The organism is Candidatus Amarobacter glycogenicus, from assembly GCF_016704105.1.
Taxonomy (GTDB): Bacteria; Chloroflexota; Dehalococcoidia; order Tepidiformales; family Tepidiformaceae; genus Amarobacter; species Amarobacter glycogenicus.
Genome location: NZ_JADJAT010000002.1, coordinates 271,661 through 297,106, shown reverse-complemented (window position 1 = coordinate 297,106; position 25,446 = coordinate 271,661). Strand labels below are relative to the sequence as shown.

The following is a 25,446-nucleotide window of genomic DNA, read 5'->3' as shown; positions in this document are numbered from 1 at the left end:
ACTACTCAGGTATAGGGTCTCTCGCTTTGCTAACGACGAAGAAGACATTCAGCCCGGGCGAGCTTGCGGAACTCGATGCCGGATTCGAGCGGACGGACCCGCGGGAGATCGTGCAGTGGGCGGTCGAAACGTTCGGCGAGGGCCTCTCCGTAGGGGCGAGTTTCGGCGGCGCGAGTGGGATGGCGATCCTGCATATGGTGGCGCAACTGAAGCCCGATGTTCACGTGTTCGTCCTCGATACGGACTACCTTTTCGAAGAGACGCACGAAACGATGCGGAAATCGATTCCGGCGCTCGGACTTGGGAATGTGAACGTCTACAAGTCGGAGATGAGCCACGAGGAACAGGCGGCGAAGTACGGTTCGGCGCTCTGGATGCGCGACCCTGACCTTTGCTGCGAGATCCGGAAGATCGAACCGAACCGGCGTGCCCTCGCGGGGAAGTCGGCGTGGGTCAGCGGCCTGCGGCGGGACCAGTCGGAAGGGCGTGCCGACACGCCGATCGTGTCCTGGGCTCCCAAGTTCGGTGTCGTGAAACTGAACCCGTTGGCGAACTGGACTGAGAAGCAGACCTGGGAGTACGTGATGGCGAACAAGATCCCGTACAACCCGCTGCTCGACCAGGGCTACGCGAGTATCGGTTGTTACAACTGCACGCTACCGGGCGTGCAGGGACGCGCAGGACGTTGGCAGGGCTTTGAGAAGGAGGAGTGCGGCCTCCACACGTAGGCCGTACCGACTATGCAGAACACCCCACCAATCCCGAGGTGCGCTTGAACGGCGAGACCGGCTTCGTACTCTGGTTCACCGGCCTTTCGGGGGCCGGCAAATCGACGTTGACCGAGGCGGTGGCGCCTTTGCTGCGCGGACGCGGGCGGAAGATCGAGGTACTCGACGGCGACGAGGTGCGGCTGAACCTCTCAAAAGGTCTCGGATTCAGCCGGGAGGACCGCGACACCAACATTCTGCGGATCGGATTCGTTGCGAACCTTCTCGCGCGAAACGGCGTGGGCGTCATCAGCGCGGCGATTTCGCCGTACCGGGAAACGCGGGACGCCGTGCGGCGGATGGTCGAGGCTGACGGAGTGCGGTTCATCGAGGCACACGTCGCCGCCAGTCTCGAGGAGTGCGAGGCTCGGGACGTGAAGGGGCTGTACGCGGAGGCGCGGGCGGGCAAGCGCCCGGGCTTCACCGGTATCGATGACCCGTATGAGCCGCCGGCCGCTCCGGAGATTGTGATCCCGACGGGGCAGGAGCCGCTCGAAGCCTCGATTGACCGCGTGCTCGGGTACCTGGAACGGGAAGGGCTTATCGCGCGGGCGGCGGAGGCGGTTCGGTGACGACGGAAGAAGCTTCGGTCCCGGTCCTCCACGATTCGGTGCTCGAAATGCTCGAGGCCGAGGCGATTTTCATCATGCGAGAGGTCGCGGCCGAGTTCGAGCGTCCGGTGTTGCTGTTCTCCGGGGGGAAGGACTCGATCGTCCTCCTGCGCATCGCGGAGAAGGCGTTCTGGCCGGCGAAGATCCCGTTTCCGGTGATGCATGTCGATACAGGACATAACTTTCCGGAGGTCGTTGAGTTCCGGGACCGGCGAGTCGCGGAGCTTGGGGCGCGGCTGATCGTGGCCTCGGTACAAGAGGCCATCGACCGCGGCGAGCTCGTAGAAGAGCGCGGTGCGCGTGCCTCGCGTAACCGGTTGCAGACGCCGGTGCTGCTTGAGGCGATTGCGGCGCATCAACTGGATGCCGCCATCGGAGGGGCGAGACGAGATGAAGAGAAGGCGCGTGCGAAGGAACGCGTCTTTTCGTTCCGCGATGAGTTCGGGCAGTGGGACCCTCGGAACCAGCGGCCGGAGCTGTGGCACCTGTTCAACGGGATGCATGTGCGGGGCGAGCATCTGCGCGTGTTCCCGCTTTCGAACTGGACGGAGCTGGACATCTGGCGGTATGTCGAGCGGGAGGGCCTTGAGATCCCGTCGATTTACTTCGCACACGAGCGGGAAGTTTTCGAGCGCGACGGGATGCTGATGGCGGTGAGCGAGTACCTTCCGCCGCTGGCGAGCGAGAAGCCGTTCGTTGCTTCGGTCCGTTACCGGACGGTGGGCGACATGACCTGCACCGCCGCGGTCCGTTCGACGGCGGCGACGGTTTCTACGGTGGTCTCGGAAATCGCGGCGACGCGCATCACGGAACGCGGCCAAAGCCGGGCGGACGACCAGTTTTCGGAAGCGGCGATGGAAGACCGCAAACGTGAGGGGTACTTCTGATGGACCTCCTCCGGCTCGCAACCGCTGGGTCCGTCGACGATGGGAAGAGCACGCTCATCGGGCGGCTTCTCTACGATTCAAAGCAGGTGTTCGAAGACACCCTCGCCAGCCTCGAGCGTGCGAGCGCCGCGCAGGGGCTGGGGGATGTGAACCTGGCGCTGCTCACGGACGGGCTGCGCGCCGAGCGGGAGCAGGGCATCACGATCGACGTGGCGTACCGGTATTTCGCGACGCCGAAGCGCAAATTCATCATCGCGGACTCGCCCGGGCATGTGCAGTACACGCGGAACATGGTGACGGGCGCTTCGACAGCGCAACTTGCCCTCATCCTGGTGGACGCGCGCAAGGGCGTGGTTGAGCAGACCCGGCGGCATTCGGCGTTGACGCATCTCCTGGGCATCGAGCATCTGGTCCTTTGCGTGAACAAAATGGACCTGGCGGGCTGGTCTCGGACCCGCTACGACGAGATCGAGGGGGAGTACCGCGCGCTTGCGGGGCGTCTCGGCGTACCGCGGGTGACGGTCATCCCGATGTCGGCAGTATCAGGGGAGAACATCGTCGAGGGCGCGCCGAGCATGCCCTGGTACACCGGGCCGACACTGCTGGAGTTCCTGGAGACCGTGGAAGTGCGCGACCCCGCGCGGCACGCCGACGTCCGATTCCCGGTGCAGTACGTGATCCGCCCCCTGACAGATGAGCACCACGACTACCGGGGCTACGCCGGGACGCTGGCGGCGGGAGTGCTCGAGGTCGGGTCCCACGTCACGGTGCTTCCGGTGGGGAAGACGACGCGGGTGGCCGGGATCGACCGGTTCGACCAGCGGCTGGCGGCAGCGGAGAGCGGCGACGCGGTGACGGTGCGGCTGGAGGACGACATCGATGTCAGCCGGGGGTACATGTTCGTGACGGCCGATGCGCCCCTGCCAACGACCAACCGGTTCGCGGCGGACATCTGCTGGATGAGCGACTCCACCGCACTGCGGCCGCGGCAGCAGTTCTGGATCAAGCACACCACGCGGCGGGTGAAGTGCATGGTGGAGTCCCTGGATGACCGCCTCGAAATCGAGGACCTGGAGCGAACCGCCGCGGGCGACGCGATGAGCCTGAACGAGATCGGCCGGATCACCATCAAGACCATGGAGCCGCTCTTCGCCGACCCCTATTCGAGGAGTCGCGATACCGGGAGCTTCATTCTGATCGACCCGGCGACGCGCCACACGGTGGCGGCCGGGATGATCCGGGACGTCTCACCCGGCGAACGAGCCAGTGAGTCCTGAAGAGCGTGTCGTCCCTGGCCTGTTGGACGAGGGCGGGGAGCGAGAGCGACCACAGGGCCGCCGCGTCCGAATAACGTTGGGGGCGTGGCTGCGCCTGTTCAGTGCCGGCGGCGGGCTGTTCCTGTTCGTCTTCGCGCTCCAGATCATCAAGACGGGTGCGCGGGCAGTCGTCCCACTGCTCGAGAACCTGGACATCGCAGGGCCCACAAATTCGCTGGGTTTCGGGTGGCTCGCAGCGTACCTCGCACTCAGCGGGTCGCCGGTCGCGGCGATCGGGACCACGCTCCTGGCGGGCGGGGTGTTCAACGAACGCGAGGCGTTCGCCGTCATCGGGGGGTCGCGACTGGGGGCGTCGTTCATCGTGCTCGCAGTCGGCTACGTCATGTACCTCAGCCGGCGCCGCAGCCCCGATGGCCTCGCGATTGGCGTGGTTGCGTTGCTCACGACGTTTACGACGCAAGGGCCGGCGGTCGCCCTTGGGCTCTTGTCGCTCCACTACGGCTGGCTTGACCGGATTCAGTTCACGCCGCCGGCGGGGATGCTTGACTGGATCGATGCGGTTTATGGCGGACCGGTCGACTTCCTGGACGATGCGTTGCCCTCGGCGCTGGTGTTCGCCACCGGCGCGGCGGTGCTGCTCGGGAGTTTCGCGCTGTTCGACCGGGCGCTTCCCCAACTGGACGCAGGTTCGCCCGGGTTCGAGCGAGCGTTGCGCCGGTTGGATTCGAAGTGGCTGATGTTCGGGATGGGCTGCGCGGTGACCGCGATGACGCTCAGCGTTTCGATTTCGCTGACGTTGCTGGTACCGCTCTCGCTGAAAGGCTATCTACGGCGAGAGCAGATTATCCCGTACGTCATGGGTGCCAATATCACGACGTTCATCGATACGCTCGCCGGGGCTCTCGTGCTGGGCGGAGCAGCGGCGTTCACCGTTGTCCTGACAGAGATGGTGGCGGTGGGCCTGGTCTCTGGTGCGGTGCTCCTGCTTGCTTACGGGCCGTACTCGCGGGCGGTCCTGTGGGCGGCGGGGCGAGCGACGCACAGCCAGCGCAACCTCGGAGTGTTCCTCGCGGTGATCGTGGCTGTGCCGTTGGGGCTGTTGGTGGTCTGACGTTACCGGTGCAGCGTCTCGTCCGGGTCGTCGGCGGTGATACCGGCAGCGTACAGGGCCTCGAGGTCGGGCTCGGAGAGTCCGAGGAGTTCGCGGAAGACGTAGCCGTTGTGCTGGCCGAAGCCCGGCGCGGGCATACGAATGTGGCCAGGTGTCCGCGAGAGCCTCCAAGGGGGCGCTTCCATTTCCCATGTGCCGGCATCCGGGTGGGTGTGTTCGACCCAGGCGCCGCGAGAGCGCAAGTGCGGGTCCGAGAGGAGTTCGGGGGCGGTGAGGACGGCTCCCGCCGGGACTCCTCGCTGTTGGAGCAGGTGCATCGCCTCGTAGTGACCCCGGACGGAAGTCCAGCCCCCGATGATGGCGTCGAGTTCGTCTTCGTTCGACTTGCGGGCCGCATTCGTGGCGAACCGCTCATCCGTCGCGAGTTCGGGCATGCCCATAGCGGCGGAGAGCCCGGCGAACTGGGAGTCGGATTCGCAGCTGACCACGAGCCAGCGGTCATCGCCTGCGCTGGGGAAACGGTTGTGGGGAGCGAGGAACGGATGACGGTTGCCGATGGGCGGGCGTTCCTCGCGGTTCATGCTGTAGTCCACGATATGTTCGCCGACGAACATGGTGAGGTTCTCGCGCTGGGCGAGTTCCAGGTAGCAGCCTTTGCCGGTCCGGTTGCGCTGTCGAAGCGCCATGGCGACAGCTCCGACGAGCGCCGTGCCTGCCATGGGGTCGCCGTAGCTGAAGCCGGTCTTCATGGGCTCACCGCCTTCGTAGCCGGAGAGCGAGACGAGTCCTGCCAGTTGCTCGACGTTGGACCCGTAGGCGACGAAGTCCTTTTCGGGGCCGGTCTTCCCGTGCCCGGGCATTGAGACATAAATGATGGCGGGGTTCGCCGCGCTGACGGCCTCGTAGGTGAGGCCGAGGTTGTCCATCACGTCGGAGCGGAAGTTTTCGACGACTACGTCACTGACGGCACAAAGCTTGAGGAACACGTCGCGGCCGCGGGTGTCTGAAAGGTCGAGGGCGGCGGCGAACTTGTCGCGGTTATTGTGATTGAAGTAGGCGGACTTGTTGTACCAGTGGTGCTCGTCGCGGGGGATGAGTCCGAGCGACCGGAGCATGTCCCACTGGCGCGGGGACTCGATCTTGATGACTTCGGCGCCGTAGTCGCCGAGCATGCGCGCGCCGAAGGGCCCCGCCCACACCATGGTCAGGTCGATGACGCGGATCCCGTCGAGGGGCATCGTCATGAGGCTGCTCCGAGGCGGGCGAGGCTCGCCGGGCCTTCCCAGGTATCACCGTTGTCCAGGCGAACGACGAGGGTAGTGCCGGATTCCTCGATGGTGCCGGGGAGTTCGCCACCGGAGCGGGGGTAGGTTCGCTTCTCAGGGACGGTAACGCGGACACCGGGCGGGAAGTCGGCCGATGCGGCGATCTCGAGCGTCTCGATGCGCTGGCCGATCGCGCGGGTGATCGCCTGGAGGAGGGCAAAGTCCTGGGTTTTGCGCAGGGTTTGCATGGCCTCATCCCGAGTCGCTTCTTCGCGCGCCCCGCGGACATCGGCGGGATGCGGGATGGTCTCTTCGCTGCCCTTCTGGAGGTAGCCGGAGACCATCCGCTTGATGCGCGGCGCGGCCTCTTCGAGGGACTTGCGGAGAAGTGGCATGTCGCCGGCGTTTTCGAAGAACGTGATGGCCCGTGCGGTTTCTTCGCGGGGTGTCATAAGGCGCTGCTCCCAAGGAACTCAGTCGTGTGCTCACCGAGGAGCGGGGCGCGCAGGTGGCTCCAACCGTCCGGGCCAATCCACCAGGGGGGCCCGGGGTACGAGGCTTCACCCGCGACAGGGTGATCGATGCGTTGGATGAAGCCTCGAGCTTCGAGCTGAGGACTGGTGAGGAGGTCTTCCATGGTGTGGACGAATGCGATCGGGGCGCGGCCCGCGCCGGCCCGGCGGTAGACGTCGTGCTTGGTCTCGCCAGCGGCCCATGCGTAGAACTCCGCCATGAGGTCGTCGTTGTGCTGGGTGCGGGCCGCCTGGGTGACGAACCGCGGGTCGTCGAAGAGGTCGGGCCGTCCGATGGCGTCGGTGAACGGTTTCCAGTTGCGAGCCATGATGTGGATGCCGAGGTGGCCATCGGCGCAGGGATAGATCCCGATGAAACTGGCCATGTGGTTGCCGCGGCGGACGCCGGCCCAGCGGCCCATGTAGGTGTAGTAGGGGATTGTGGCTTCGAGGATGGGGGCCATGCACTGCTGGACGCTGACATCGACGTGCTGGCCGAGGCCGTCGCGTTCGGCAGCGAGGACGGCGAGCATTCCGGCGGAGAAGGCGTTGAGGCCGCCCTGGTAGTCGGCCTGGTAGCCGCCGTTCTTGAGCGGACCGCCGTCCTGGGTGCCGGTCATGAACATCTGTCCACCCATGGCGAAGGCGACGAGGTTGTTGCTTTCGTAGCCGGCGTAGGGTCCGTCCTGGCCGAAGGCGGTGATAGAGATGACGACAAGGCGCGGGTTGGCGGCGCTGAGCGTTTCGTAGCCGAGGCCGAGCCGGCGCATGTCGGCCGGGCGGAAGTTCTCGATGACGACGTCGGCAGTCTTCACGAGTTCGAGGAACTGCCGGCGGCCTTCCGGTGCCCCGATGTCGAGGACGACCGACTTCTTTGCGGTGTTGAGGTAAAGGAAAAGGGCACTGGTCTCCGGGTCGGGCAGCGCGTCCTTAAAGGGGCCGTGGGCGCGGGAGATGTCACCGCCGGGCGGTTCGATCTTGATGACTTCCGCGCCGTATCCGGCGAACAGCTTGCCGCAGTAAGGCGCGGAGACGAACGTCCCGATTTCGAGGACGCGAAGACCTTCGAGCGGTTGGGGCATGAGATGGGATTCTACGCAGTCCGCGTGGTGCGGGCCTCGGCCGGGGAGCGGCGCCCGGCGATCCTCTGCCGGGAATGAGGATTCGCGCTCCGGATGCGGGGCCGTTAGGGCGATCTCCGGGTATACTCGGGGCATTCTCCTGTCTCCCAGGTTCATTTCGCGCGGGGTCCCAACATGGCGTTGTCTCTCGGGTTTACTTCGAAGGTATTCCAGGTCGATACGATTGACCTGAAGGGTCACAAGGAACAGATCGTGAAGGGTGGCCGCCACCTCTTCCCCCTCCTGCCGAAGGCGCTGGAGGGCATCAAGCAGATTGGCGTGATCGGGTGGGGCTCGCAGGGGCCGGCCCAGGCGCAGAATCTCCGTGATTCGCTGGACGGAACGGGGATCGTGGTGAAGGTTGGCCTGCGGCCCGGCTCCAGTTCGATGAACGAGGCCCGCGACGCCGGGTTCTCCGAAGCGACGGCACGCTGGGCGAGATGTTCGCGGTGGTCGCGGAATCGGACCTCGTGATCCTCCTGATCTCGGATTCGGCGCAGGCCGAGGTCTTCGAGCAGGTGTTCGCGAAGCTGAGGCCGGGCGTCACCCTAGGACTTTCTCACGGCTTCCTGGTCGGACACATGAAGAACGTGGGGGCGACGTTCCCCGAAAACGTCAACGTGATCGCGGTCTGCCCGAAGGGCATGGGCCCATCGGTGCGGCGGCTGTACGTGCAGGGGGCGACGGTCAACGGCGCCGGCATCAACAGCAGTTTCGCTGTGCAGCAAGACATCGACGGGCGCGCGACGGACATCGCGCTCGCGTGGTCGGTCGCCATCGGCTCGCCGTACACGTTCCAGACGACCCTGGAATCGGAGTTCAAGTCGGACATTTACGGCGAGCGCGGCATTCTCCTGGGAGCGGTGCATGGGATCATCGAGAGCCTGTACCGCCGATACATCAACCAGGGGATGAGCCACGAGGACGCGTTCCGTCACTCGGCCGAGGCGATCACGGGGCCGATTTCGCGGATCATTTCCCGGCAGGGCATGCTCGGCGTTTACGACGCCCTGGGGGCGGATGGACGCCCGCAGTTCGAGGCCGCGTACGCAGCTTCGTATCCGGCGGCCCACGAAATCCTCTCCGAGATCTACGACGAGGTCTCCAGCGGAAATGAAATCCGAAGCGTCATCCTTGCCGGCGACCGGTTGAAGAAACGGCCGATGGGCGTGATCGATCGGACCGAGACCTGGCACACGGGCAAGGAGGTCCGCGCGAGCCGCGCGGAAGACGAAATCCCGCTCGATCCGTTTACCGCCGGGGTCTACATCGCCACGATGATGGCGCAGATCGATGTCCTCATGTCGCATGGCCACCCGTACTCGGAGGTTGCCAATGAGTCGGTGATCGAAGCAGTGGATTCGCTGAACCCGTACATGCACGCACGGGGCGTTTCCTACATGGTCGACAACTGCTCGACGACGGCGCGACTCGGCTCGCGGAAGTGGGCGCCGCGTTTCGATTATGTGCTAACCGAGCAGGCATACTCCGCTCTCGACGCGAAGGACCCGCTGGAGTTCGAGCGAGTGGACAGCTTCAAGTCGCACGAAATTCACCAGGTGCTGGCGGAGTGCGCGAAACTGCGGCCCTCGGTGGACATCTTCGTCGATTAGGGCGGAGGGCGAGCGGAGAAACAGAAGGGGCGCCGAGAGGCGCCCCTTTGCATTTTCAAGGACTGTCCTGTTGACGGCCGAGGATGACTAGATCGGCAGAATCACCTGCCGGCGGTGCCGGTCGTTGGCGTAGTTCTCCATGGGATTGACGCCGACTTCACGCAGCATCCAGTAGACCTCGACGACGCGCACCTTGCCGTCGACGAGCCGAAACCACTGGGCAAGCCGCGGCCGGGAGGGCTCGATGGCCCATTCCAACATGGCGTCGTGTTCTCCGGTGAGCACGCGGGTCACTCGCAGAGTCCCGAACGCGGGCTGAGGCCGGGAACCGCTCAGTGCGAGGATGTTGTCGAATCCGTGAGCGATCCCGTAGACACCGTCGATCAGGGTGGCCTTGTCGTGAATGGGCTCTTTCATCCCGTCGATGTCACCGGCGGCGACGGACGTGAGGAACTTGTCCACGACCCCCTTCGTCGTGCTGGCGCTACCGCCCTGGAAGCCCTGAGCGTCAGTCATCGAGGCGGTCGCGGCCTTGTCGATTTCGATGTCGCGGAGCATCGCGTAGAGGCGGCGGGCGCTGATCTCGCCGGCGTCATCGAATTCGAACACCTCGACGATACGCTGGGTGAACGGGCGCCAGTCGTAGGCTTTGGCTTCGATCGTGGCGCGGAGGGCCACGGTGTTGCCCTGCTCGACGTACTCGAGTTCGGTGTAGTTGCAGTCTGCGTAGTCCCGCAGGAATTCGCGGTGCCAGTCCGCGATAGCGACGCTATCGCGGAGGGTTGGGCCGCGAAACGAGTGGAAGACCGCATCGGAGGCGTGGTGCGCCTCGATTTCGGCGAATCGATCGTGATTGATGGCGGTGAGGAGCGCGTTGACCGCGGGGATGTTCGACATACGCGTCAGCAGTACCTGTCCTGCGAGGGTGCCGGCGGATTGTACCCCGTGTCACGAATGCGGGGTAGGCGAGTAGGAGGACGCCGGGAGGAAGCAGAGCGAGAAGTGGCGCCGGGTTCGCGACGTCGGGTGGCGGAGTGTGAAGTGCTCGGCTGGAGGCGTGCCGGCGCGCGCTGTAAGCTCGTTCGACCCCGCCCGAGAGGGCTGCCGGAGGAGCGAAGCCATGACGATCAGCACACCAGAGCTGCGTGACAACCTGACCCAGGCCGAGGCGGAGGCGCGTGCCCTGCGCGTCAGTGGCTGCGAGTACACGATCGCGATCGAACTCACTCGGGGCGCCGGGACATACCGCGGAGACACAACGCTGCGGTTTGATGCCGCGGGGAGCGGCGACCTGTTCCTCGATTTTCGGGGCAAGTCCATCGAATTGCTGGAAGTCAACGGGCGGCGGTTGGAGCCGAACTGGAACGGCTACCGGCTTTGGTTGCCGGCCGCGTCGGTCTCGAAATCCAACACCGTGCGGGTGGTATACGAGAACGAGTACGACCACGAAGGCGATGGATTCCACCAGTTCAAGGATCCCGAGGACGGCGAAGAGTACCTGTACTCCAACTTCGAGCCTTATGAGAGCCACCGGTTGTTCCCGCAGTTCGACCAGCCCGACATCAAGGGCACATACGGGCTGACTGTGCTCGCGCCGGCCGAGTGGGAGGTTGTCGCGAACAGCCGGGAGACCAGCGCCGAGCCGCGGCCCGACGGCCGGACGCTCCATGCGTTCGAGGCGACGCAGCCGTTTAGCACGTACCTGTTCGCGCTGGTCGTGGGGCCATACCACGTGGCCCGGGAACGGCACGGGAGCGTGGATATCGGACTCTTCTGCCGGAAGTCTCTGGCGAAGCACCTCGACACGCAGGAACTGTTCGAGGTGACGAGGCAAGGGCTCGACTTTTACGCGGCGTTCTTCGACTTCCCGTACCCGTTCGGGAAATACGACCAGATCTTCGTACCGGAGTTCAACTCCGGCGCCATGGAGAACGTGGGCTGCGTGACGCACAACGAGTACATGGTGTTTCGCGACCCGCCCACGGAGAACCAGCGGCGGGGGCGGGCCGAGACGGTCCTGCACGAGATGGCACACATGTGGTTCGGCGACCTCGTGACGATGCGCTGGTGGAATGACCTCTGGCTGAACGAGAGCTTCGCGACGTACATGTCGTACCTGTGCATGGATGATGCGACGCGCTTCAAGACGGGCTGGCAGGACTTCGCCTCGGGGATGAAAAACTGGGCGTATCGCCAGGATCAACTGGTCACGACGCACCCGATCGCGGGGCAGGTGGAGGACACGGACCAGACGTTCCTGAACTTCGATGGCATCACGTACGGGAAGGGTGCGAGCGTGCTGAAGCAGCTCGTGAAGGCGATCGGCCTGGACGGCTTTCGCGAAGGCATGCGCCACTACTTCCGGACGCACGCCTATGGCAACGCGACCCTTTCGCAGTTCCTTGGTTCGCTTGAGAAGGGCAGCGGGGTGGACTTGAAGGAGTGGGCCCGGCTCTGGCTGGAAACACCTTCGCTGAACACCATCGGCGCCCGCTGGGAGGCTGACGGGGACCGAATTTCGCAGTTCTCCCTGGGCCAGACAGCGCCTGAAGAGTACCCGACGATTCGGCCGCACCGCATCGACATCGGGTTGGTCCGGGATGTCCAGGGGAAGCTCGAGATCAGTGTCGTGCCGGCGTCCATCGCCACGGCCGAGGCGGAAGTGACCGAAGCCCGGGGGCTGCCGCGGCCATCGCTGGTCTTCCCGAATTACGGAGACCACGGATACGCAAAGATCGCACTCGACGCCGAATCGCTGACGTTCCTCAAGGGCAACATGCAGCGGATCGAGGACGCGCTCCTGCGGCTGCAGCTCTGGGGATCGCTCTGGAGCATGGTCCGGGACCAGCAGCTCCGGTCCACCGAATACCTCGAGCTGGTGCGTGCCCACATCACCCGGGAAGCAATGCCCGAATTGGTCGAGGCTGTGGTGAACAACGCGACGGCAGCAGCCGGCCGGTACGTGCCCGAAGAGTGGAAGGCCGGAGAAGCGCATTCACTCGCCCGGGCGGCGTACGGCGCGTTGAAGGCCGCCGGTTCTCCTGACTTGCAGATCATCTGGGTGCGCGCGTTGATCGCCAATGCGGTGGTCCCGGAAGACCTGGCGCTGGTCGCCCGGCTGGCGGATGGCGAAGAGGCGGTCGAGGGCCTGACGATCGACCAGGACATGCGCTGGAGCATCGCCGCGAAGCACGTGGCCTACGGCATGCCGGGCGCCGCCGAGCGGGTGACGGCCGAGGCTCAGCGCGACCCTTCGGACAGGGGGGTTCGCGCGAAGTTGCGTTGCGAGACGTCATCACCCGCCGCCGAGGCCAAGGCGAGCGCCTGGGAGAGGTTCAACGGCGAGGGTTACGGGTCCCTCTACCTGACCGGGGCAGCGATGTCCGGGTTCAACTGGGCGGAGCAGCGGGAGGTGCTCGAACCGTATGTGGAGGCGTACTTCGGCGCGCTTCCAAACGTCTTTCGGACAAAGGACAAAGAGTTCGCCTCGGACTATTTCCGCGCGTTGTTCCCCGGCTACCGGGTTGAGCGGGAGCTGCTATCGCAGAGCGAAGCGGTCCTTGCCGGGTACGGAGATGAGCTCCCGGTGTTGGCCCGGATGGTTCGGGAAGCGAACGATGACCTGCTGCGGGCGATCCGCTGCCGGGAGTTCGCGGCGGGGTAGCCGAAGGGGCACTTTCGCATCCGTGGCGCGCGAGGCGGTACGCTTCTGCGGCCTATCGCCAACTGAGGAGGCGTCGTGAAATTCGGACTGCACATCGGACAGCAGAACATCTCGATGGCGGAGATGCGGAAGACCTGGACCTGGGCGGATACCGCAGGCTTCGACTGGGTGGATGTCTGGGACCACTTCTACGAGGCGCCTCCCGTCGACGGGAACGGAAGTTGTTTCGAGGCTACCACCTGCATGGCGGCGATGGCCTGCGAGACGAAGAACGTCCGCATCGGCGTGCTGGTCCTGGGCATGAACTACCGGCACCCGGCAATCCTCGCGAATGCGCTGGTGACTATCGACCACCTCAGCGCCGGGCGACTTGAAATCGGACTCGGCGCCGGCTGGCACCAGCAGGAGTACGCCGGCTATGGCATCCCGTTCCTGCCCATCGGCCAGCGGATGGACATCCTCGAGGAGGGGGTGAAAGTGGTCAGGATGCTGACCACGCAGGACCGCTCGGACTTCCAGGGGAAGCACTTCCAGTTGAACAACGCTGCCTGTAACCCGAAGCCCGTTCAGGCGCGCCCGCGGATCTGGGTCGGAGGCAACGGGGAGAAGCGGACGCTTCGCATCGCAGCACGCCACGCAGACGGCTGGAACACGCCATACCCGAGCGTGGACGAATTCAAGCGGCTGCAAGGGGTACTCGACATGTGGTGTGAGAAGGAAGGGCGCGACCCAGCCACTATCGAACGGAACGTGAACCTGAGTTTCCACATGGCTGCGACGGCATCCGACCTGGAGCGGACGGAGCGCCAGTACCGCGAAACATGGGGCCCTGCGAGCGACGCCATGCGCGGGCGGGGGGTCGTCCTCGGGCTACCCGACCAGGCAATCGACCTCGTGGGGCGCTTCAAGGATGCGGGCGCAGCACGGGTAAACATCGCGCAGCGCCCGCCGCTTGACTGGGACGCGTTGCTGGCCTGGTCGGAGCAGGTAATCCCGGCCTTCGCGGGGAAGTAGCCGGCCCCGCTGTCGCGCTGCTGGTGCGAGCCGTACGATCGAAGGAATGACTGATCGCAAGAAGGTCGCCATCCTCGGTTCGACGGGTTCCATCGGGCGGCAGGCGCTTGATGTGATCAGGCAGTTCCCGGACCGCTGGGAAGTAGTGGCCCTGGCGGCCGGGCGGAATCATGAGTTGCTCGCGGCGCAGATCGATGAGTTCCGGCCTTCGTGGGCGTCGTGGGAGGGAGCGGCGAGCGGCGCCCTGGCGGACGCCATGGAACAGGCACGCAGCAGGCGCTCAGACACGGTCGAGATGGTGCTCGCGTGCGATATTCCGCTTGTTGGGACGGCGGGCGCAGCCGGGCTGGCGCCGACGCTGACGGCACTGAGGGCGGGCAAGCCGGTTGCCATCGCGAACAAGGAAGTACTGGTCATGGCCGGGCACATCGTGCGGCGGGCGATGGAAACAGGAGGGGGCGCCCTCCACCCGGTAGACAGCGAGCATTCCGCGATATGGCAGTGCCTCTGGGGCGAGGAGAGTCACGGTATCCGGCGGATCTTGCTCACGGCGAGCGGCGGCGCCTTCCGGGACTTCGACCGCAGCGCACTGGCCGGCGTGACTGCTGAACAGGCACTTAACCACCCCACGTGGAACATGGGACGCAAGATCACCGTGGATTCGGCGACACTGATGAACAAAGGCATGGAGACGATCGAGGCGATGTGGCTGTTTGACGTCCCCATGGAAAAAGTCGAAGTGGTGTTGCACCGGGAGTCCGTCGTCCACTCGCTGGTGGAGTTCAGTGACGGGAGCGTGAAGGCCCAGCTTGGAGTACCGGATATGCGCCTGCCGATCCAACTCGCGCTGGCGTATCCGGAGCGTATGCCGGCCCCGCCAATGCCCACACTCGACCTTGGGGCGATCGGAACGCTCCACTTCGGGACGCCGGACACCGACCGGTTTCCCTGCCTGAAGCTGGCCATGGAGTCGGGCCGGCGAGGGGGGACGTTTCCGGCGGCGATGGCCGCCGCGGATGAAGTCGCCGTGGAGCGCTTCCTCGCGGGCGAGGTTGGCTTCCTCGACATCCCGGGTATCATCGAAGCCGTGCTGGAGAAGCACGAGCGTGTTGCCGATCCTGATCTTGAGACTGTTCTCGAGGCCGACCGAATCGCTCGAGAGGCAGCCCGCCGGGTTGCCGTGGGGGTTAGCGCTTGATGTTCCTAGCCTTTGACGCCGTGGCAATTGTCCGAGCGGCCGTGCCGTTCCTGAGCCTTCTTCTCATCCTGGTGCTCATCCACGAATTCGGGCACTTCCTTGCGGCGAAGGCCTTTGGGATCAAGGTGCTGGAATTTGGGATCGGCTTCCCGCCGAAAGCGAAGACGCTGTTCACCAAGGGCGGGACTGAGTACTCACTCAACTGGCTGCCGATCGGCGGTTTTGTCCGGCTGCTGGGCGAAGAGGATCCGTCCGACCCGCGGTCACTCGCCGCGGCGCCGCGCTGGCAGCGATTGACGGTGATGGGCGCCGGCGTGGCTATGAACCTGGTGCTGGCCGTCTTCCTGCTCTCGGTCGGGTTCATGATCCCACGGGAGCGGTCGCTCTCGATGGCCCAGATCGTTGAAGTCGCACAGGGCTCGCCCGCCTCCGAGGCGACGATCACCGGCGAAATGCGCGATGGGACTGCCCCGGTGCAGGGGATCCAGCCGGGGGACCTGGTGATCGAGGTCGCCGGCCGAGAGATCAAGAACACCTCGGAAATGGTGTACGCGAGCCGCCTGAACCTCGGTGAGACGCAGGAGTGGATCATCGTCCGGGCAGGCGCGACGCTGACCGCGGAGGTTTACGCCCGCTGGCATCCGCCGGCCGACGAAGGCCCGACCGGCGTGCGAATCGGCGCGCCGCAGACCTGCACGTACAACGAGAACTCCGAGCCTATTTCGTGCGAACTGAAGTACCCGCAGACGGAGAGCGAATGGTTCTGGCCATGGGAGGCATTCCCGAAAGGTGCGAGCTCCCTGGTTGATACCATGGTGCTCACCGTCAACGAGATCCGTGTGCGGGTCGGCGGCGGAGGTGGCGCGAGCGTCGGGGGGGAAGACCAGCCGGCATTTACCGGTCCGGTGGGGATCGCCGATACGACGGGGGACCTGATCAAGGAGGCGGGCTGGCGGCCGCTGATCGAGTTCGCGGCGTTGCTCTCCTTGAACCTCGCCATTTTCAACGCGCTGCCGATCCCCATGCTTGACGGCGGCAGGATGTTCTTCGTCTTCCTCGAGATCGTCCGCGGGGGACGGCGGATTTCGCCGGAGAAGGAAGGCCTGGTCCACTTCGCAGGATTCGCCCTGATGATGGTTGGCGTATTGATTGTCACGTACTTCGACATCGCCCGCCTTGTGACCTGACAGGACGCGATGTTTGCGTTCATCTTCGTGTCGCTCATGGTGGTGACCTGGCTGGCGCTGGGTTTCCTGCCATGGCTGGCGTGGTCGGTGGCGACACGCGGGAACGCGGGGATCGGCATGCTGCCGGTGTGCATGTTCGGGGCCGTCGTCGCCGGACTCGCGGTACCGATGCTGGGTAGATCCGACGGCGCCGGGATGGGGATTAGCGCTGCCGCAGCTGTGGCAGCGGCAGCGGCGTTGCTGGCCCTCCGGCGATTCGCCAGGGCGCCGGAACCCGCTTCCGCGGACCGCTGAGGCGAAGCTCAGAATTCCAGGTCGAGGGAAATGTCGACGCTGCCGGCGCTGTGGGTGAGGGCGCCAACGGAGATCGCGTCGACGCCGGTTTCGGCGATAGCGCGGACGGACTTCAGGTTTACGCCGCCGCTGGCTTCGAGCTTTGCGCGGCCGTGAGTGCGCCGCACCGCCTCGGCCATGTCCGCGTTGGACATGTTGTCGAGGAGAATCCACTCCGGTCTCGCGGCCAGGGCCGCTTCCAGCTGATCGAGGTCATCGATCTCCACTTCGACGGCGACGCCGGGGGTGCGCTGGCGGATGGCGGCAACGCCGTCGGCGAGGGACATTTCGGCGCGGGCGAGTGCTTCACGGTGGTTGTCTTTGATCATTGCCATAGCGGCGAGATCGCGCCGGTGGTTCGTGCCGCCGCCGCAGCGAACCGCGTATTTCTCAAGGTCGCGAAGGCCGGGAGTGGTCTTGCGGGTGTCGAGAATGACGGCGCCGGTGCCGGCGACGGCATCAACGAAGGCGCGCGTGTGGGTGGCAGTGCCACAGAGGCGCTGGAGGAAGTTCAGGGCGACGCGTTCGGCCTGGAGCATGGCCCTGACGCTGCAGGTGACTTCGGCAAGGATGGAGCGCGCCGCGAACCTTCCACCTTCCTGGACGTGGACCGCGAGCCCGGCGGTGGGGTCGAACACCCTGAACGCTTCGAGTGCGACCGGCAGGCCGGCGAGGACGCCATCCTGCTTCGCGAGGAAGCGGGCAGTGCCCCGGAGAGAAGGGGTGACGGCGGCGAGCGTGGTCACATCTTCAGCTGCACGGTCCTCGGCGAGGGCCGTTTCAACAGCAAGACGGATGACGCCTTCCGGAGGCGGCTGGATCATTCGCGCACCCATACCTGCTGGCGGCGCCAGCGAGCGTCGTCACGCGATGGATAGTCACTGCGGTAGTGTCCGCCGCGGCTCTCGGTGCGGGCGAGGGCGGCATGGAGCATGAGGGCGCTGAGCCTCGCCATCTGGCGGCGTTCGAAGGCTGGCCGGGTTGTGGGGGTTCCAGGGTGGTCCCAGGAGTTGATGGTGTCGAGCCCGTCCTGCATCGAGCTGGCGTCGCGTTCGATACCTGCGCTCCGCCACATCAGGTCCTGTAACCGGGCATGAGTCGGGGGCGCCCCCTCGCCGGGTGAGATGGGCGAAAGCGAAGGTGCGGACCGGGCGGCGCCGCCTTCACCGCTTGCGATGTGTTCGACGACGCGCTTCCCGAATACGACGGTCTCCATGAGGGAGTTGCTGGCGAGGCGATTTGCCCCGTGGACGCCGGTGCAGGCCGTCTCGCCGCAGGCGAAGAGGCCAGGGAGCGTTGTGCGGCCGCAGATGTCCGTCCGTACACCACCCATGAGGTAGTGAGCGGCCGGTGCGACCGGGATGGGCTGTGTACGCATATCGATGCCGACACTGCTGCAGAAGGCATGGATCCCGGGGAAACGGGCGGCGAGGTCGACCGATTTCAGGCCCGTGCAGTCGAGGAACTGGCCGTCGGCGTTTTCTCTGCGCATTTCGGCGACGATGGCGCGTGCGACGACATCGCGGGGAGCGAGCTCGCGGAGCGGGTGGTAGCGGGCCATGAAGGCCTCGCCCGCGTGGTTACGGAGGATAGCCCCTTCGCCGCGGACGGCCTCGGAGATGAGGAAAGTCGGTGCGCCCTCGAGGCGGAGGGCGGTTGGGTGGAACTGGTAGAACTCGATGTCGGCGACTTCGGCGCCGGCATCGAAGGCCAGGGCAATGCCGTCCCCGGTTGCCACCTGGGGATTCGTGGTATGCGAGAACAGCTGGCCGGCGCCGCCGGTGCCGAGCACCACAGCGTCGGCTTCGTAGTACTCCGTGGCGCCGGTCTGGAGGGCGATCGCTTCGACGCCGGTCACGCGGCCGCGCTCGACTGCCAGGGAAGTGACGAGGGTGTTATCGAGGACCGTGATCTGAGGGTCGCGGACGGCGGCGCTCAGGGCGGTCTCGATGGCGGCGCCGGTGCGGTCGCCGCCGGCGTGGAGGATGCGCGAGTGGCTGTGAGCGGCTTCCCGCCCGAGTGCGACTTCGCCGCCGAGGGAGTCGAAGGAGACACCGTACTGGACGAGGTCCCTGATCCGGGCCGGCGCTTCTTCGCAGAGGACCCGGGCGGCTTCTTCGTCGACCAGGCCGTCACCGGCCGCGATGGTGTCGGCGAGGTGCTGGGCGGTGGAATCGAGCGGGCCGACGGCGGCGGCGATGCCGCCCTGGGCCCAGCGGGTGTTGCAGTCATCGATGCTGCCCTTGGTGAGGACGAGGACGGGCCCGAGCTTGCGTGCTTCGAGAGCGACGAAGAGGCCAGAGATGCCGCTGCCGATGACGATCAGGGAGTAGCGGCTTCGCGCCGGTGCGGAGACTTCGCGCGGGTTGGGAGCGGGCATGAGAGTTAGTGTAGATCAGACACGAAGTCGTCCGCCAAGGGCGCATCAGGCCCAGTGGCGATACACTACGGCAGGCGCAGCGGCGCACCAGATCGTCCCGGAGCTCGTCCCTTTGGCCATCCTCCCCATTTGCCGTGCAGGCGACCCCGTGCTGAGAGAAAAAGCACGGCGAGTACGGACCATCGACAAGTCGATCCACAAGCTCGTCGAAGACATGTGGGAGACGATGTACGACGCACCGGGCGTTGGCCTTGCCGCGCCACAGGTCGGCGTTTCCCTGCGCGTCGTTGTGATTGACGTTGGGGACGACAACCCGATCGCCCTGGTGAACCCCGAGATCGTGAAGCGTTCGGGCGAGCGGCGATGTGACGAGGGTTGCCTCTCGGTTCCCGGCTACCGCGGGGAGATCACCCGATCAGTGAAAGTAGTAGCGCAGGGCGTCGACCCGTACACGGGCAAAGAAGTCCGGATCAAGGCGGAAGACAACCTGCTGGCTGAAGCGCTTGAGCACGAAATCGACCACATCAATGGAATCCTCTACATCGACTACCTCGCGAGCCCGGATTCGCTCATTCCCCTGAGCGATGCACCGGAAGTGCGGGGCTAAGGAGCAGGCATGTTCATCGAATCCATCGAGGCGCGGGAGATCCTTGACTCGCGCGGGAACCCGACCGTGCATGTCACGGTGATGCTCGCCGACGGCGCCACAGGGACCGCGGCGGTGCCCTCCGGAGCCTCGACAGGAGCCCACGAGGCGGTCGAACTGCGGGATGGCGGAAAGCGGTACAACGGCAAGGGCGTTTCAAAGGCCGTGCGCAACGTGAATACGGAGATCGCGAAGGCCCTCCAGGATTTCCCTGCGACCGAGCAGCGGGCGATTGACCGTGTGCTTTGCGAACTGGACGGGACACCGAACAAGGGCCGGCTGGGGGCGAACGCGATTCTGGGTGTTTCGCTGGCCGTGGCACGCGCTGCGGCAGAATCGCAGGGCCTGCCGTTGTACCGCTACCTCGGCGGGGCGGGCGCACACCGGCTGCCCGTGCCGATGTTCAACATCCTGAACGGCGGGAAGCACGCACCCGATAGCACGGACTTCCAGGAGTTCATGGTCATGCCAGTTGGCGCCGAGACTTTCTCGGAGGGCTTGCGGATGGGAGTGGAGGTCTACCACGCGCTGCATGCGATCCTCCACCAGCGAGGTCTGGCAACATCGGTCGGCGACGAAGGCGGGTTTGCGCCGTCGTTGCCCGGCAACGAGGACGCCGTCCAGGTGGTGGTCGAGGCGATCGAGCGGGCAGGGTACAAGCCTGGGAGCGACGCGGTGCTCGCCCTGGACCCTGCCTCGACGGAGCTGTTCAGCGGCGGAAAGTACGCGCTCGCCAAGGAGAAGCGGATCCTGACTTCGGCAGAAATGGTCGATCACTGGGCTGGCTGGGTGGAGAAGTACCCGATTCGCTCTATTGAAGACGGCCTCGCGGAGGACGACTGGGAGGGCTGGGCGTCGCTCGTCGCGAAGGCCGGTGACCGCTGTCAGCTGGTTGGCGACGACCTGTTCGTCACCAACGTCGAGCGAATCCGGCGTGGCATTTCAGAGAAGTCCGCGAACAGCGTCCTCGTGAAGCTGAATCAGATCGGGACGCTGACGGAAACGATGGAGGCCATCGAGATGGCGCAACGCGCCGGTTGGACGGCGGTAATCAGCCACCGATCGGGCGAGACCGAGGACACGTTCATCGCAGACCTCGCGGTGGCGACTGGTGCCGGCCAGATCAAGACCGGTGCGCCGGCGCGGAGCGAGCGGACGGCAAAATACAACCGCCTGCTGGAGATTGAAGCGGAACTTGGGCCCGGTGCGAGCTATGCGGGCTGGGACAGCATCAAGCAACTCGAGGCTCGGCCCGCCCGCGAGGCAGCGACCCGCGGCCGCGCACCCCGGACCGACCGGCGTCCTCCGCGAGCCCGGCACTGAGATGACTCCCGAAATCCGGGCGATAGCCGACCGGTTCATGTACGAACAGGCGACCGTGAAGCACATCGCGGCGCTGGCGCCGGAAGGCGGCCTCGACCGGGCGGCGCCGGGCACCAGTTGGAGCGTCCGGCAACTGCTTGGTCACCTGGCGCAGTCGCTGAACGACTACGCGGCAATGATCGAGAGGTGGGTCCGGGGAGAATCCCCGATTTCGCCCGGATGGGACCCGGACGCGGTCAACGCGGAGACGGCTACACGGCTGGCCAACGCCAGTCTCGGGGAGTTGATGACGCTGTTCGGCACGGGGATCAATGGGCTCGTGGCGGCGCTTGAATCGATCCCCGATGAGCGGGTGGGTGACCAGTTCGGGCCGGCGCCGCTGATGGAGACCCTCCGCGTGTTCGGCGGTCATTGCCTGGGCCATGCCTTCCCGCTTGTTGATGCCTTGCCGGAGGTGCGCATGGACGCCCTCGTGTTGAACTGGTTGCTCGAGGCGGAAGTGGAAGGGGAAGACCGGGAGGCATGGCAGGCGGGCCTGCTGGCCGAGGCCCGGGAGTACGTCGCCAGCCTGCCGGACGAAGAGGAAGACGAATGACGACACCGGTAGTCCTGGAAGTCATCACGGAACTCGACGGGCACAGGGCACGTTTCGAGGAGTTCTGCCGGTCGCTGTCTCCGGAGGAGCTCGATCGGCAGGCGCCGAAAAGCACCTGGTTCGTGCGCGACTTCATCGCCCACCTTGCGACCATCGACATCCCCGTCGGGGAGATGTTCCGCGCGATCCACCGGGGGGAGGACGCCGGAATGCGGACTCCGGACGGGGCCCGGGTCGACATCGACAATTGGAACGAGCAGCAGGTGGTGGAGCGGCGGAAGGCCGGCGTGGAATCACTGTTGGAGGAAGCGGCGCGGGCGCGACGGGAATTGACGGGTCACCTGAAGGCCCTCACTGAGGAAGACCTCGCGCGGATCCTCAAGTTCGCCGGCGACTCGAAGCGTGCGGCGGCGGAGATCCCCCTGGGCGCGTACCTGCGCGGCTGGTGCAAGCACGACCCGATGCATGCGATCGATATGTGCCGGGCCCTGCCCCACTGGCAGTCGGAGCTGGCGCCGTGGTTCGATGATCCCGTCGTCCAGGGCTACCAGCGGGCGATGAACAAGTAGGGTAACGATGACTCGCCGATTCGCACTCGTTCCCAGTCCGCTCGTCGGGGACGCGACGTTCGGGCCGCTCCAGCCCGAGTCCGTCGTCGATCGGCTCGATGCCCTCGAGGAGATGCTGGAGGTTGACTCATGAGTATTCGCATTTCGCCGCCGAAGGTCTTCCCGATCGCGACGGGAGCAGGCCGCCCGGCTGCGGACGCGGGCGGCAGTCTCGATTCGCACCGGCAGACTTCGTTCGTGCTGGATGGCGACCTCGCTGCCGTTCTCGACGGATTGAACCTGGAAGGTGGAGTCGCGGCGGCCTCCACCGGAGCGAAGTCCCGGACGCAGGCGATGGTCGCGGCGCTCGGGCTCTGGTCCCGGTCCTGGTTGTGCCGGCTCGAGGCGCTGCACGCGGTGCAGTGGGGAAACTATGCAGCGGCGACGCCGCTGGTGCGGTCTGCCGCGGACTTCCAGTCATCGATGCTCTACCTGTTGCGGACCGGCGCGGCGGAGTGGCAGGAGTGGCTCGATGGAGGCGGCATCGCGATCGCACCGGAACACCATGCGACGCAGTTCGCCCTCCATGCCTTTCGCGCCGGTGAAATCCTCGCCGCACACGAGGTTCTCGGGCCACTGTACCGGGCAGCGACTGACCTCTCGCTTTCGCACTTTGGTTCGACGCTGCTCGTCGCGGGGAACGAATCGGGGCCGGACCACGTGGCGATGACCTTCGGCGACCGGGACTTCCACATGGGACTGGCCGAGATCCACCTTGGCTGGTTGACCGACCTCGGGATTGCCCAGGCGGACGCACTGCGCGAGTTTGATGCGGTCTTCGAGATCGGCGACGGGCATTCGCTACAAGGCTGGCGCGAGCGGGCGGGCGCCCTCGCGACGACCTCCCGCTGCCGGATCGAGCCAGTTGAGGTTGATGGGGTGCGGCGGTACCTGGTGCACAATTGGCGAAGGGAGCCGCGTTCGGCGCCCAAGAGACTGCTGCTCTGAACGTCGCCTAACGCCCCGAAGATGTAGCATTTTGCCGATGCGACGTTACCTGTTCGCGGCTGCAATGCTCTTGCCCGCACTCGCCCTGTTCGCCAGCTGCGGTGATGACGACGACACGCCGAAGAGCGGCGGAAGCGACGAGGAGTACCTTGCAGCCATCTGCAAAGGCACCTCCGACTTCTCGAATGCGCTGTTGAGCAAGACGACCGCGGCGGAGATCGCCGACGTGATCAAGGAGTTCATCAAGACGATGAAGTCCACCAACCCGCCGGCCGACCTGGCGAAGTACAACGACGAGTTCGTGCAGTACCTGGAGGACGCGGTCAGTGAACCGACTTCGCTGGTAACGCGGACCCCGCCGTTGCCGCCGGACGATGTGCAGCGGCGGTTGGCGGCCAAAGAGCTGACCGTTGAAGAGTGCAAGGATGGGACGTTCTTCAGCCGGTCGCTGGAGGACTGACCCGACCGGGGAACCGCGGGCTGCCGCTGGTTATACTCATCGCGAACCCGACCATTCCCAGAGGCGAAGGAGCACCATGCCAACACCGTACGCGTATTTCCAGGGCGACATCGTCCCGCTCAGCGAGGCGAAGATCGGGATCATGACTCACGCCTTCAACTACGGGACAGCCGTGTTCGAGGGTATCCGCGGCAACTGGAACGAAGAGGCGCAGACGACCTACCTGTTCCGCACGCGGGAGCACATGCAGCGGCTCGGCCAGAGTTCACACATCCTTGGCATGCAGATGCGAGAGCCGGTTGAGAAGCTCTGTGAGATCGCCGTCGAGCTCGTGGAGCGGAGCGGGTTCACCGAGGACGTCTACCTCCGGCCGATGGTGTACCTCTCGGGGGAAGTCCTCGGAGTGCGGTTGCACAACGTGGACGTGGACACGCTGATCTTCCTTTCGCCGTTCCCCGCCTACCTCCCGGAAACGGCGCGTTGCCACACGAGCACCTGGCGCCGTGTCCAGGATACCGGCATCCCCCCGCGGGCGAAGGTAACGGGCATCTATGTGAATAGCGCCCTGGCGAAAACCGAAGCGAACGCGAACGGCTTCGACGAGGCGATCATGCTTAACGAGAACGGCCACGTCTCGGAGGGCAGCGGCGAGAACATCTTCATGATCCGGCACGGCCAGCTGATCACGCCGGGGCCGGCCGACAACGTGCTGGAGGGCATCACTGCGAAGAGCGTGATGCAGATGGCGGCCGACGACCTTGGCATCCCGATTGTCCAGCGCGAAATCGACCGGACGGAGCTATACATCGCCGATGAGGTGTTCATGACGGGCACCGCAGCGCACCTGACGCCGATCGTGGAGATCGACCGGCGCAAGGTTGGAGAGGGGCGGCCCGGGCCGATCACGAGCCAGCTGAGCGAGCTGTTTTACGACGCAATTCGCGGTAGGAGTGAGAAGTACCGGGCATGGTGCACACCGGCACGCGCACGCATCGCACGCTAGGGCCGGTGGAATTCCAACCGCCGCGGGCCCTTGGCGTGATCGTCGGGGGTGCGTTCGCAGCGTGGGCATTCGTGGCAGCGTTGCTGGCGGGCGCGGTGGCGTTCGGGGCGCCGGCCGAGTTCAAGACGTTCGTGGCGTGGACTGTTTGTGCGTCGGCGGCGGGGCTCGGATTGTTGTTCGCGAACTGGGCGTACGGAGTGTTCGCGCTCAGCTATGTTATCGACCGCGATGCGCTGACCATTCGATGGGGCTTCCGGCGGATCGTCGTGCCGATAGCGGCGATCCAGAGAATGGTCCCCGGGCGGACGCTCGATTCGGCAAGCGTTAAGGGGCTTAACTGGTGGGGCTGCCACGTTGGCGCGGCCGATGTGAAGCGGCTGGGTTTCACGCTGTTCTTTTCGACGCACAGCACTCCCGACGAACTTCTCTACCTGGTAACGACGGGCGAGGCCTACGCGCTGACCGTCCTGGACCAGGCGGCGTTCGCCGAGGAGATCCAGTCGCGGGCGGCGCTGGCCCCAGTTGAAGAGTATTCGCACCGTTCTGCTGCGACGGGGCTGGCGGCAATGCCGTTCTGGCGGGACCGGGTTTCGATGCTGGCGTTGGGGATCGCCGCGCTGGCCTGCGCGGCACTTGGGGGCTACGTGTTCGCCCGGTATCCGGACCTGCCGAACGTGGTGGAACTCAGCTTCCCCGAGCTGGGTGGGATTGTCCGGGTGGGGAACAAGGGGGAGCTGTTGCGCATGGCTTACCTTGGGGCGGGGATACTGGGCTTCAACGCAGCCGCGGGAGTCGTCCTGCATGCGAGGGAGCGGGCTGCCGGCCTCTGGCTGATGGCGGCCTCGGGGCTGCTGCAAGGTGTGCTCTTCGGGGCGGCTGTCCTGGCGTACAGCAGGGCCTGACATGCGCCCGGCGGGCGTGCG

25 protein-coding genes and 1 pseudogene are annotated in these 25,446 nt (G+C 65.6%); 20 read left to right on the top strand and 6 right to left on the bottom strand.

Going from position 1 to position 25,446, the window contains the following annotated elements; all coding sequences use genetic code 11:
* The first annotated feature begins 26 nt into the window (after positions 1-26).
* Genes IPG14_RS06200 through IPG14_RS06180 form a run of 5 tightly spaced genes read left to right on the top strand, consistent with a single transcriptional unit; the run spans position 27 to position 4,653 of the window.
* Entirely contained in the window at positions 27-728 is a 702-nt protein-coding gene (locus tag IPG14_RS06200) for a phosphoadenylyl-sulfate reductase (protein WP_343391220.1), read from the top strand.
* 38 nt (positions 729-766) lie between these two features.
* Positions 767-1,339 carry an adenylyl-sulfate kinase gene (gene cysC, locus IPG14_RS06195; RefSeq protein ID WP_343385222.1) on the top strand — a complete coding sequence of 191 codons (573 nt, stop codon included), beginning with the start codon at positions 767-769 and terminating at the stop codon, positions 1,337-1,339.
* A gap of 47 nt (positions 1,340-1,386) precedes the next feature.
* On the top strand, positions 1,387-2,265 hold the full coding sequence (cysD, locus tag IPG14_RS06190; RefSeq protein WP_343391341.1) for a sulfate adenylyltransferase subunit CysD: 879 nt from the start codon (positions 1,387-1,389) through the stop codon (positions 2,263-2,265).
* Positions 2,265-3,542, top strand: coding sequence for a GTP-binding protein (locus tag IPG14_RS06185; RefSeq protein ID WP_343391219.1), 1,278 nt, complete (start codon positions 2,265-2,267; stop codon positions 3,540-3,542). Before cysD ends, IPG14_RS06185 begins: the two co-directional genes overlap by 1 nt.
* Positions 3,532-4,653: a hypothetical protein gene (locus tag IPG14_RS06180; RefSeq protein ID WP_343391218.1), complete on the top strand. Its 1,122-nt coding sequence runs from the start codon at positions 3,532-3,534 to the stop codon at positions 4,651-4,653. The genes IPG14_RS06185 and IPG14_RS06180 overlap by 11 nt, the downstream gene beginning before the upstream one ends.
* Positions 4,654-4,655: 2 nt before the next feature.
* Here the strand turns inward: IPG14_RS06180 and IPG14_RS06175 are convergent, their stop codons facing one another.
* From IPG14_RS06175 to IPG14_RS06165, 3 genes are read right to left on the bottom strand one after another with little or no spacing between them, the layout of a single operon-like run.
* Positions 4,656-5,897: a CoA transferase gene (locus IPG14_RS06175; protein WP_343391217.1), complete on the bottom strand. Its 1,242-nt coding sequence runs from the start codon at positions 5,895-5,897 to the stop codon at positions 4,656-4,658.
* The gene (locus IPG14_RS06170) at positions 5,894-6,370 is read right to left on the bottom strand and encodes a hypothetical protein (protein ID WP_343391216.1); all 477 of its coding nucleotides are present in this window, start codon (positions 6,368-6,370) and stop codon (positions 5,894-5,896) included. Before IPG14_RS06170 ends, IPG14_RS06175 begins: the two co-directional genes overlap by 4 nt.
* Positions 6,367-7,512, bottom strand: a complete 1,146-nt coding sequence (locus IPG14_RS06165; protein WP_343391215.1) for a CoA transferase — start codon at positions 7,510-7,512, stop codon at positions 6,367-6,369. Before IPG14_RS06165 ends, IPG14_RS06170 begins: the two co-directional genes overlap by 4 nt.
* 174 nt (positions 7,513-7,686) lie before the next feature.
* Between IPG14_RS06165 and IPG14_RS06160 the strand changes: the two are divergent.
* Positions 7,687-9,164, top strand: a pseudogene (locus IPG14_RS06160) (ketol-acid reductoisomerase).
* Between the two features lie 87 nt (positions 9,165-9,251).
* On the opposite strand, the gene IPG14_RS06155 reads toward IPG14_RS06160, so the two are convergent.
* Positions 9,252-10,061 (bottom strand): nuclear transport factor 2 family protein, encoded by an 810-nt coding sequence (locus IPG14_RS06155; protein ID WP_343391214.1) that lies wholly within the window; start codon positions 10,059-10,061, stop codon positions 9,252-9,254.
* Positions 10,062-10,284: 223 nt separating this feature from the next.
* On the opposite strand from IPG14_RS06155, the gene pepN reads away from it, so the two are divergent.
* The 5 genes from pepN to IPG14_RS06130 all read left to right on the top strand — a co-directional run bounded on the left by pepN (position 10,285) and on the right by IPG14_RS06130 (position 16,521).
* Positions 10,285-12,828 carry an aminopeptidase N gene (pepN, locus tag IPG14_RS06150; RefSeq protein ID WP_343391213.1) on the top strand — a complete coding sequence of 848 codons (2,544 nt, stop codon included), beginning with the start codon at positions 10,285-10,287 and terminating at the stop codon, positions 12,826-12,828.
* Positions 12,829-12,903: 75 nt separating this feature from the next.
* Positions 12,904-13,842, top strand: coding sequence for a TIGR03560 family F420-dependent LLM class oxidoreductase (locus tag IPG14_RS06145; protein ID WP_343384244.1), 939 nt, complete (start codon positions 12,904-12,906; stop codon positions 13,840-13,842).
* A 46-nt stretch (positions 13,843-13,888) separates the two neighbouring features.
* Entirely contained in the window at positions 13,889-15,040 is a 1,152-nt protein-coding gene (locus IPG14_RS06140; RefSeq protein WP_343391212.1) for a 1-deoxy-D-xylulose-5-phosphate reductoisomerase, read from the top strand.
* A gap of 20 nt (positions 15,041-15,060) precedes the next feature.
* Complete coding sequence (locus IPG14_RS06135; protein WP_343391211.1) at positions 15,061-16,227, top strand: M50 family metallopeptidase; 1,167 nt, start codon at positions 15,061-15,063, stop codon at positions 16,225-16,227.
* Positions 16,228-16,236: 9 nt separating this feature from the next.
* Positions 16,237-16,521: a hypothetical protein gene (locus IPG14_RS06130; RefSeq protein ID WP_343391210.1), complete on the top strand. Its 285-nt coding sequence runs from the start codon at positions 16,237-16,239 to the stop codon at positions 16,519-16,521.
* Between the two features lie 8 nt (positions 16,522-16,529).
* Here IPG14_RS06130 and nadC read toward each other — a convergent pair whose 3' ends face one another.
* Together nadC and IPG14_RS06120 are read right to left on the bottom strand one after the other, a co-directional pair.
* Positions 16,530-17,384, bottom strand: a complete 855-nt coding sequence (gene nadC, locus IPG14_RS06125; RefSeq protein ID WP_343391209.1) for a carboxylating nicotinate-nucleotide diphosphorylase — start codon at positions 17,382-17,384, stop codon at positions 16,530-16,532.
* The gene (locus IPG14_RS06120) at positions 17,381-18,940 is read right to left on the bottom strand and encodes an L-aspartate oxidase (protein WP_343391208.1); all 1,560 of its coding nucleotides are present in this window, start codon (positions 18,938-18,940) and stop codon (positions 17,381-17,383) included. Before IPG14_RS06120 ends, nadC begins: the two co-directional genes overlap by 4 nt.
* A gap of 112 nt (positions 18,941-19,052) precedes the next feature.
* On the opposite strand from IPG14_RS06120, the gene def reads away from it, so the two are divergent.
* The 9 genes from def to IPG14_RS06075 all read left to right on the top strand — a co-directional run bounded on the left by def (position 19,053) and on the right by IPG14_RS06075 (position 25,425).
* On the top strand, positions 19,053-19,547 hold the full coding sequence (def, locus tag IPG14_RS06115; protein ID WP_343384250.1) for a peptide deformylase: 495 nt from the start codon (positions 19,053-19,055) through the stop codon (positions 19,545-19,547).
* Between the two features lie 9 nt (positions 19,548-19,556).
* Positions 19,557-20,909 (top strand): phosphopyruvate hydratase, encoded by a 1,353-nt coding sequence (eno, locus tag IPG14_RS06110; protein WP_343391207.1) that lies wholly within the window; start codon positions 19,557-19,559, stop codon positions 20,907-20,909.
* Between the two features lies 1 nt (position 20,910).
* On the top strand, positions 20,911-21,504 hold the full coding sequence (locus IPG14_RS06105; protein WP_343391206.1) for a maleylpyruvate isomerase N-terminal domain-containing protein: 594 nt from the start codon (positions 20,911-20,913) through the stop codon (positions 21,502-21,504).
* Positions 21,501-22,073, top strand: a complete 573-nt coding sequence (locus tag IPG14_RS06100; RefSeq protein ID WP_343391205.1) for a DinB family protein — start codon at positions 21,501-21,503, stop codon at positions 22,071-22,073. The genes IPG14_RS06105 and IPG14_RS06100 overlap by 4 nt, the downstream gene beginning before the upstream one ends.
* Before the next feature lie 7 nt (positions 22,074-22,080).
* Positions 22,081-22,206, top strand: coding sequence for a hypothetical protein (locus IPG14_RS06095; RefSeq protein WP_343391204.1), 126 nt, complete (start codon positions 22,081-22,083; stop codon positions 22,204-22,206).
* Positions 22,203-23,060: a hypothetical protein gene (locus IPG14_RS06090; protein ID WP_343391203.1), complete on the top strand. Its 858-nt coding sequence runs from the start codon at positions 22,203-22,205 to the stop codon at positions 23,058-23,060. The genes IPG14_RS06095 and IPG14_RS06090 overlap by 4 nt, the downstream gene beginning before the upstream one ends.
* 37 nt (positions 23,061-23,097) lie before the next feature.
* A complete protein-coding gene (locus IPG14_RS06085; RefSeq protein ID WP_343384256.1) occupies positions 23,098-23,520 on the top strand; it encodes a hypothetical protein in 423 nt (140 codons plus the stop codon).
* A gap of 76 nt (positions 23,521-23,596) precedes the next feature.
* Positions 23,597-24,523, top strand: a complete 927-nt coding sequence (locus tag IPG14_RS06080) for a branched-chain amino acid transaminase (protein ID WP_343384257.1) — start codon at positions 23,597-23,599, stop codon at positions 24,521-24,523.
* Between the two features lie 5 nt (positions 24,524-24,528).
* Positions 24,529-25,425 carry a PH domain-containing protein gene (locus IPG14_RS06075; RefSeq protein WP_343384258.1) on the top strand — a complete coding sequence of 299 codons (897 nt, stop codon included), beginning with the start codon at positions 24,529-24,531 and terminating at the stop codon, positions 25,423-25,425.
* The last annotated feature ends 21 nt before the right edge of the window (positions 25,426-25,446 follow it).